Consider the following 8,980-nt stretch of genomic DNA (forward strand, 5'->3'; position numbering starts at 1 on the left):
GGATTTCTAAAATGTCATTCCTCTTTGATCTGGATGGTCGTGCCAAACTTATCTCGCCATACATTGTGCATGGTTTCATGTAGAAAATCCCTGTCGCTCACAGCAACCATGAACCCATCATGAATGGGGAGGACAACTTTATCTTTTTCCAAAAACACTCGAATGATATTTCGAGCGACATCTGCATCTTCCGCAAAGAAGTCGTGTCCGTGACTTCTTAGCAGATATTGTTCGAGAAATGGGTAGTGATAAACGAGTTGTGCCACAACCTGATCGAAGAACTCATTGGTAAGTCGCACAGGGAAACCGTCACCATTGTAGGTCTTACGCAATGCGCTCCTTAGCGCATAGTATCCCGACTTCTTGTCAGGAGTGTTCAGGAAAATTACAACAGCGGATTTGATTAAGTTCTTTGTGTCAATCTGGTTGAGAAACGGAGTTCCAAGATCAATATTATAGGCATCTTCAGGCAGTTGGAATTTGTTCAGACTTGCAGCAATGTTGAGAACTTGCGAAGAGTAGTCTAGGCATACGGATTTTTCACCATCAACGCGCACAAGATGTCGATAACCGCTTGGCATTCCCTGCCAAAATGCACTATGCATCCGGAAATAACTCAGTTTTTGGTCCGCACAGTGAACAACTGCAGACAGGAATTTCTTGGATAAATCAATTGTCTCGAAGTTTCCTTTGCTATTCTCCCAAGCAACCAAATCTCCAGAAACACCCTCCAGAGTGATCCTACTCCCAAGCATCATGTCGTTGTAAGATGTCAAAAGTTCCGCCACTTCGGCAACGTTTCCTGATTGCATATGCAAATTTGAAGAAATTGGTTTCTTGGTTTCCTTATCTCGAAACAGAATTGCAGGTGGTGGAACAGGGTCCGCTTTGATATTTTGAGGTAATGCGTTCAGTTCTTTAAGGAAATTGATTGTTGCTCTTATTCTTGTTTGACGACCATACGAGATGTCGCGATCAAGAAACCCGATCTTCATTTCTATAATCCTCACATCATGTAGGCGGTGCACAATATCGACAATTCGGCGTGGAATGCGATGGGGGTTAAGTGCGTCTTTTACCTTGTATGAGTTCGATGAAAGACTAATCTGAACATAGCAATCTTGATCCAGAGTAAACGCCCTATACAGGTGCCACAAAATCGACTTCAAGCACTTCTTGAGGGTATTGGTTTCAGTTTCCTTCTTAGCGTCGACCTTTGAGGAAACCATATTTTCTATGCAACTTCGCTCAAACACGGTATTTAGCAATCGTTCGAACTGAGCATTTTGAACTGGCATAGAACTTTTGTCATAAATGATTGCATGTGATTTATTAATTGAGCGGTCCCATTCCGCTTCTTGTAGTAATACATGATCTAACATGAATTTCTCCTCTGATTAAAATGTGTTGAATGCAGAAACCCATGATATACATAGCAGGCAGGAGCAAAATGCTCCCTCCTGCTATCAACACTGTAGATCAGAGGAATCTACGCATATATTTATGCGATACTGTCGCCGCCTATCAAACCCATGTAATTGAGTTTTTGTATTAGTTATGAGGAATACAGCAGGTAAGTAGTAGAGAAATGATATCACTAAACAAGCAACTGATCAAGTTTAATAAAATGATGATTGACATGTAACTAATACATTAAACAAAAAAAATAAAGCAGGGCGCGTAAGCGGACTGGCATTCAGCATCTGCTGAATGCAAATAATGAAAAGATGGCAAAAAATTTAGGATGAGGAAATATGTAAATTACTGATTACAAATTGCATTTGCTGCGCAAATGAACCTCAGATGTAAAATTAAAATTTTACACCTTCGGTTGTAACTGGCCTTGCCGTCCAGATATCAATTTTTGGATTTTCCATTGCTTTGATTTTTCAAAAAATCCACCATGATATCAAAACAATACATCAATCAAATCATTAAACTTGCGCCATGATCCTTCAACCATCTGCGACATTCCAGATAATCACTGCAGTACCCTTCAACCAATTTCCAATATTTTGATGAATGATTGTGTTCGATCAGATGGCAGAGCTCATGAATCACTATATATTCAACGATTTTATGTGATGTCAGAATGATCCGCCAGTTATAAGCAATCTCACCTGTATCAAGGCATGATCCCCATCTTGCTTTGAAATCATCAATCTTTATTCCTATTGGGTTTACACCAATGATCTTTGCATATCGTTTTGTCTTTTCGTGCAGGCGATCATATGCATGTGATTGATACCAAGTGGTTAGCAATCTTTTGATAATTACATTGTTCTTTTGGTCGTTGTCGGTGCGCGGGTAAGAAACGGTCAGATATCCATTTTTCAATTTGACCGAATATTCCTTACTGCTTTCCAGCTTCAGGCGGTAGTTCCTTCCAAGATAAGGGAAGGTTTCCCCATTCACATACTCACGTTGTTTGGGTTCTGGTGTGGATGCATGAACCGCAAGTTTCTGTTTAATCCAAACAGACCGCTTGGTGATCAAATCCTTAATGCGTTGATCCGATAAAGTATCTGGAACAAGCACACGAACAGTTTCACCATTGATCTCAATTTCAGCAGATTTGCGACGTGCCGTTCGAACAATATCTACTTGAAAAGGGAAATCCATGTTCATCGAAACTTCACCTTGGCAAGTTCCATGAACCGTTCAGTGACGGGTTTCACCAATGCCAAGTCAAAATGCTTGATGATTGCATGTTTGATCTGGCGTTTTACTCGCTTTTGCTCATCCCACTTGTTGAAGAAATCAACAATTTCAGATGCTTCATCCATCATAGCAACCAGTGACTGCACCAGTTCCTTAACCGTGTCATAAGTTTCTTCATCCAGACTGTCGTCGCCGTTCAGTTTGGTGATTTCGGCAACCAAGATGTTGTGGAACGCAAACTCTGTTTCTGTCAGTCCAAGATCAGCGGCACCCTTTTCACGGTCTGCTTCTATGTTGTCGCGCAGGTCCAGCAGCAGTTGAACCAGTTCATCCCATTTATGGGCATGTTTCTGGATGATCTCTTCAAGGCGCTGCGACAGCGTTTTGTAATATTCGGGATCGTCTTCGATCTTGATCTTGATGTGATGCTTGATCGCATGTTCGATTTCAGATGCCCGTGATTTGGCAGTCGTATGAGATTGCAACTTGTCTTTGAAGTCATGTGCCAGCAGGTCAACTGGCGCAATCTTAGGATCAACACCTGTAGAGTAAACATGTTCTTCAATCAGTTGACGCACCTTTTCACCGGCACCTGATACATCCAGTTGTTCATCTCGAAACAGGTTTCGGGCACCAATCGAAATCTTTCCAAGGCGCTTCAGGTCTATAATGAATGGCGTTGCCGCTGGATCAGGCAGGATGATGTCCAACTGGCGAGAGAACGTCTGAAAATCGGTCTGAAAAACCTGCCGCTTCACTTCATCTTCCAGTGCCATGATGCAGTCATCTAGATCATCTAGGTCCAGACCAGTAAAATGCTTCAACACACGTGTATGAGCATTTTTCAATTTTGGCATTTCGTCTTTGAGGTCTTTCAGCGCAACTGCAACATCTTCAGTGGAAAACATCTCCAATGCTTCTGTGAGATAGTCGCTCAATCCGTAATAATCGACAATGTAACCTCTGAACTTGTTTTGTGCTGTTCGGTTCACACGGGCGATTGCTTGCAGAAGGGTATGATCTGACAGTTTTCGATCAAGATACATGACCTGCGCCACAGGCGCGTCAAACCCCGTAAGCAACATGTCTTTTACTATCAGAAACGACAAATTGGACTGCTTTTCACCCGTTCCCAGTGGTTTCTTGAAGTCATCAATCTGCTTCTTGTGCGTGGACCCGTCTGTATATTCCCAGAACCGTTTTTCATCATTATGATCACCAGAGATGATCACCGCACTCTCAGGAGCATCCAAGGCATCCAGTTGCTCTTTGTAAGTGATAGCAGCGTTCCGTGAAGACGTGACAATCATCGCCTTGAACCCATTGGGGTGGATGTGTTCACGGTAGTGTTTCAGGATGTCTATGCAGACCCTACGAATGCGTTGCGGCGCTTCAAGGATTGCCTGTGTGGTCCCGTATTTCTTCTTGATCGCCGCTTGTTCCTCTTCGGACCTATCCCCGAAATATTCATCAAACAGACTATCAAGTGAATCTCCGGTCACCCGCACCGCTGCTTCGCGACCTTCATACAGAATTTGAACTGTTGCGCCGTCCTGAACCGCTTGTTCAATCGTGTATGTGTCGATGTATGATCCAAAGGAATTTGTGGTCTTCTGGGTCTTAATCAACGGCGTTCCGGTGAAGGCAATCCGTGGTGCGTTGGGTAATGCCGCATTGATCGCCACCCCAAGGGTTCCATACTGGGTTCTGTGCGCTTCATCTGCCAAGACGATGATCTTGTCAGACGTGTTCAGAACGGGAAATTCCAGATCATCCGCGCCTTCTTGGAACTTCTGAACCATGGCAGTTATGATGTCAGAGGCATCAGTTGCCAGCAGGTCTTTGAGTTCCCTTACAGAACGCGCATGGCGAATGGTTTCCCCTTGGGCATTTCGAAAGGTGTTGGTCAGTTGTTCATCCAGTTGGGTGCGGTCCGTCAGGAACACCAGTTTGTATTCGCGCAGCACAGGATCACGCCGCATCTTCATGGTCAGGAAAACCATTGTGAGGGACTTTCCAGACCCTTGCGTGTGCCAGATGACCCCACCCTTATCGCGACGCGTCTTGCCGTCTCTGAGGCGCTCTATGGTCTTGTGAACGGCACGGAATTGTTGATAGCGCGGTATCTTCTTCACCACACGGGCATCAACAGGTTCGAAGACCGTGAAGTTCTGAAAGATGTCCAAGAAGTTCGACTTGGAGAACAAACCTTCCAACAGGATTTCCTGTGCCCCTGGGACGCAATCGAAGTCCTTCAGGGATCGCGGATAGGGATCTTTCCATTCAAGGAAATGCTCCATCCGTGATGTGATCGTGCCAACCCGTGCTTTGTCCCTGTGTGTGGACACCATCATCAGGTTATAGTGGAACAGTTTTTCCGCGCCTTCGTCATGTTCAGGGGACCGTCGGTTGGCATAACGCAGCAACTGGTCGATGCCTGCTTCCATGGGATTTGTGCAGTATGGGGATTTACATTCAATCACCGCCAGCGGCAGACCGTTCACGAAACAAACGATATCTGGAATGATGTTCTGGTGAACGCCGGAAACCTTGAACTGGTTCGTGCACAGGAATTCATTGTTTTCAGGGTTTTCGAAATCAATGATGTGGACGGTTTGCCCTTTGTTGCCTTTACCCAAATCCTGCATGACCGAAACGCATTGATTGATCAGCGACCATACTGATTGGTTTGCTTCGATCAAATTGGCATAGGGGGTGCGGGTCAGATCACTGACGACCTTGTGCAGGTTCTGGTCACTGATCCATGGATTGATGCGTTTGATGTTGTCTGACAGGCGTTTTTCCAGAACCACATCCTTGAACGAAGATCGCTCGTCAGATGTGTCAGGCGACAGAGATGCACCATCTACAAAGGTCCACCCCAATGACTGCAATTGCGCCAGTGCCGGACCTTCTACCTTGTCAAACTCATCATTCGCCATCAGTCCACCTTCACTCGCACTTTGCCTGTCAGGAGGTCTTGCATCAGGGATTTTTTCAGGGATTTGAGTTGAGAGAGCATTGATGCTTTTTCCGCAATGGATCGAACAACCGCCGAAATAGATTTGCCAATCATAAACTGTTCATCCAACGGTGGCACTGGGACATTAATACCCATAATTTGGCTTGCAGAAAGATTTGCCTGCTTCGTTCCCGATCCGAACGAGAACAATTCATTAAGATATAAATCTGACCTCATTAATTCTCGAATATATACCGTCATTTCCTCATGTTTTGGAATTATTTTTGACACGCGCTGATTGAGAAGGCCCTGATTGAAGTTCTCTGGAACAATCACAAGATACCCATAATCCCGCTTGCCTGCCGTTCCCGTCATTGAAAGCAAAAGATCACCAGCAGACACTAAAAACTTTGGATGCGTTACTGAAAACGAGTCGGGCAGATAGGCAGGTGAGCGATTTTCATCAAATACATTTCCGTAAAGATTTCCCATGCGAATACATAAGATTCCTCGATCAACAAAATCGGAGCTAGAAAACGCATAGCCGGAAATTATCTCTGCAATATCCGAAAGAGTCTTAACCTCCCAACTCTTCGGAATCCGCCCAAGTTCACTGTCCTTGAACTCTGTGTGACCGATGCCTTTGGTCAGCAACTCATTCATGGTTGCTTTTTTAAGGTCTTGCAGTTTGTCGATCTGTTTTTGAGTGCTTTCAATCACCTCATCAACAGAGGTCAGTATCGCAGCGATTTTCTTTTGTTCTGGAAGCGGTGGGATTGGCAATAGGAAGTTTCGCAGTTCACTTCCGTTAATCGCCTCAAATGTGCTGCCTTGTCCCAGCGCGTCAAACTCTTTTTTAGAAAACGTGAGAGAATGAAATAGAAAATCTTGCTCTACCGTTACGCCAGATAGTGCTGCAAGTCCCCTGCCAATACATGCTTCAGTATTATTTCTATTAATATCACCAACGGGCGCTCTGACACTAAACAGAATTGCGTCTTTTGGCGCAATTTTGGAAGGCGCAGTGCACCAATATCTCACTGTAGGATATTTTGCGCCAAAGTCTGCCTTCCCTTGAAAGAAGGGAATGCCTTTCCTGTCTGTATTGTAAGTGTCCGATGATGGTGATTGCCCCATGATAATTGAAGCGATTTCGCCAATTTTTTTGCCTTCCCAACCCTCAGGAACCATTTCACTCATACCCAAGTTCCTTCAGATAACCCCACATCACACCTTCGGATTGCTTCACCTGTGCATCAATCTCATGCAGGGAAACGCGATACTTATCCCACCAGCGTTCAAACTGACTGACCACGGATTGATCAACGTCGCCAAGATGATCGCGCAACTGATCCTTGGTTTCGATGTCCTCTTTGAAATCATAGTATTCATCATCGCGACGAACAAAAACACAGGTCACATCCATGCCCTGCAAGGTTTCTTGGATGTAGTCACCTTCCACTTCGGACACAGGAACCCCACCATGCAGGATTGCCCGAACGTCAAAAGGTTCAGGTGGCGGTGACGTGTCTGCATATCTGCGGATGTTCAGGTTGTAATCATTGCCACGGATTTCATCCATGTCCACAACCTTGGAATAGCGTTTTTCATCCGTGTAAGCATCAAACACAGTCAAGATGTGCTGAATGTCTTCGCCACGCAGTTTGTTCTGGTTCTTACCTTCTTGGTATTCCAGTTCGCTGTTAATGAACAAAACCTTATTCTTGCGCTCCTGCGGTTTCTGCTTGTTGATGATCAGCAAGGCAGCAGGAATGCCTGTTCCATAAAACAGACCAGACGGAAGACCAATCACCGCCTCCAAAAGATCATCTTCCAGAATGCCCTTGCGGATTTCCTTTTCGCTTGCTCCACGGAACAAGACACCATGGGGAACAACTACCCCCATCTTTCCTTCTGCGTTCAGCGACGCAATCATGTGCTGGATGAAGGCAAGATCACCTGCATCCTTTGGTGGTGTGCCATAGGGATATCTGCCATAGGCATCCGCGTCCGCTGCTTCCTTGCCCCACTTCTTGAGCGAGAAAGGCGGGTTCGCAATCACGCGGTCAAACATCATCAGTTCGCCACCAGAGATGTGCTGAGGATCACCCAAAGTGTCGCCCTTGCGAATATCGGCATTGAACACGCCGTGCAGGAACATGTTCATCTTGCAGATCGCCCAGGTGTTCAGGTTCATTTCCTGCCCGAACAGAGAGAGGTTCTGAGGGTTATCCCCGTGTTCGATGAGGTAGTTGCGCGTCTGGATCAACATGCCACCAGAACCCGCTGTAGGGTCGTATACACGCATACCCGCTTCTGGTTTGAGCAAGGACACCAGCAACCAAACCACTTCACTAGGCGTGTAGAATTCGCCGCCCTTCTTGCCAGCAGAGTCTGCGAACTGTTTGATCAGGTATTCATACGCTGTTCCAAGAAGATCGGAGGACTCAAAGTCCACATTCCGAAGGCGATGCTTCGAGAAATGCGACAGCAAATCCTGCAATTTCTTGTCGGTCAGTTTGTTCTTGATGTTGAAGTCAATCGTGACAAGCACCCCTTCCAGTGAGGGGTTATGCTCTTCAATTGCTTCTGTTGCCTTGTTCAGTTCTGACCCAATGTCGTGTTTGAGGTCTTTGAGTGCGGACCAACGACTGCGTTCAGGAACGAAGAACGTCTTGTCGTATTCGTCTTCATCTGCCGCCAGTTGCTGCGCCTCCGCAAGCGGTCTGCCCTGCGCCACGTAGTCGGCAACAACCTGCTCCTGTGCTTCCTCAAAGGCATCAGAAAGACGTTTCAAGAACAGCATCCCGAAGATGTAATCCTTGAACTCTGAGGCATCCATGTTGCCGCGAAGGATGTCGGCGGTTTCCCAAAGGAAGGATTCCAGTTCCTTCAACGTCAACTTCTTGCTCATGAAGACCTCTTTTGTTATTTTTTACAGTTGCTTAAGGCATCCACAGAGAACTTTAGCACAGCACACTTGCGCCGCCAATGCGCCAGATGAGCTTCTCGTCATGCTTATTCTCTGATATGGATAACGCATCACAACAACATGGCACGGAATACGCTCTTTTCATGGAGACAGTATCGGCTGCCATATTCTCCCAACAAAAAATGAAAGGAAACGAATGAATCCCGTTCGTGAAAAGATCAAAAAGAAATTAGATGAACTCGAAAGTGCACTTAAGTCCCAAAATCACTTGGATGCCGACAAGATCGAAGGCGTTCTGAACCTTATGGAATCTTGTTCAAAGTATTGGCGCGTGCTGGATGATGCTGAACGTGATTTTCTCAATGCAGCACGTGACGCATTTAAAGAGAGAAAGCGGTGGGCGTAACGCATTTAGACTATTTTCT

6 protein-coding genes are annotated in these 8,980 nt (G+C 45.6%); 1 reads left to right on the plus strand and 5 read right to left on the minus strand.

Features of this window, described 5'->3' with window-relative positions; genetic code table 11:
* Positions 1 to 14: 14 nt before the first annotated feature.
* The 5 genes from BKY27_RS20060 to BKY27_RS19080 form a co-directional block, all read right to left on the minus strand.
* The gene (locus BKY27_RS20060) at positions 15 to 1,382 is read right to left on the minus strand and encodes a hypothetical protein (RefSeq protein WP_146636315.1); all 1,368 of its coding nucleotides are present in this window, start codon (positions 1,380 to 1,382) and stop codon (positions 15 to 17) included.
* Positions 1,383 to 1,926: 544 nt separating this feature from the next.
* Positions 1,927 to 2,628 (minus strand): M48 family metallopeptidase, encoded by a 702-nt coding sequence (locus BKY27_RS19065; RefSeq protein WP_071676053.1) that lies wholly within the window; start codon positions 2,626 to 2,628, stop codon positions 1,927 to 1,929.
* Complete coding sequence (locus BKY27_RS19070; protein WP_071676054.1) at positions 2,625 to 5,603, minus strand: type I restriction endonuclease subunit R; 2,979 nt, start codon at positions 5,601 to 5,603, stop codon at positions 2,625 to 2,627. The genes BKY27_RS19065 and BKY27_RS19070 overlap by 4 nt, the downstream gene beginning before the upstream one ends.
* The gene (locus BKY27_RS19075) at positions 5,603 to 6,823 is read right to left on the minus strand and encodes a restriction endonuclease subunit S (protein ID WP_071676055.1); all 1,221 of its coding nucleotides are present in this window, start codon (positions 6,821 to 6,823) and stop codon (positions 5,603 to 5,605) included. Before BKY27_RS19075 ends, BKY27_RS19070 begins: the two co-directional genes overlap by 1 nt.
* Positions 6,816 to 8,537: a type I restriction-modification system subunit M gene (locus BKY27_RS19080; protein WP_071676056.1), complete on the minus strand. Its 1,722-nt coding sequence runs from the start codon at positions 8,535 to 8,537 to the stop codon at positions 6,816 to 6,818. Before BKY27_RS19080 ends, BKY27_RS19075 begins: the two co-directional genes overlap by 8 nt.
* Positions 8,538 to 8,751: 214 nt before the next feature.
* On the opposite strand from BKY27_RS19080, the gene BKY27_RS19085 reads away from it, so the two are divergent.
* Positions 8,752 to 8,961, plus strand: coding sequence for a hypothetical protein (locus BKY27_RS19085; protein ID WP_071676057.1), 210 nt, complete (start codon positions 8,752 to 8,754; stop codon positions 8,959 to 8,961).
* Positions 8,962 to 8,980 lie beyond the last annotated feature (19 nt).

It is taken from the genome of Nioella nitratireducens (genome assembly GCF_001879715.1).
In the GTDB taxonomy this organism is placed as follows: domain Bacteria; phylum Pseudomonadota; class Alphaproteobacteria; order Rhodobacterales; family Rhodobacteraceae; genus Nioella; species Nioella nitratireducens.

Coding starts and splice junctions, on each gene's coding strand:
- BKY27_RS19080 (WP_071676056.1), bottom strand. CDS start 8,537: ATGAGCAAGAAGTTGACGTTGAAGGAACTGGAATCCTTCCTTTGGGAA.
- BKY27_RS19065 (WP_071676053.1), bottom strand. CDS start 2,628: ATGAACATGGATTTCCCTTTTCAAGTAGATATTGTTCGAACGGCACGT.
- BKY27_RS20060 (WP_146636315.1), bottom strand. CDS start 1,382: ATGTTAGATCATGTATTACTACAAGAAGCGGAATGGGACCGCTCAATT.
- BKY27_RS19075 (WP_071676055.1), bottom strand. CDS start 6,823: ATGAGTGAAATGGTTCCTGAGGGTTGGGAAGGCAAAAAAATTGGCGAA.
- BKY27_RS19085 (WP_071676057.1), top strand. CDS start 8,752: ATGAATCCCGTTCGTGAAAAGATCAAAAAGAAATTAGATGAACTCGAA.
- BKY27_RS19070 (WP_071676054.1), bottom strand. CDS start 5,603: ATGGCGAATGATGAGTTTGACAAGGTAGAAGGTCCGGCACTGGCGCAA.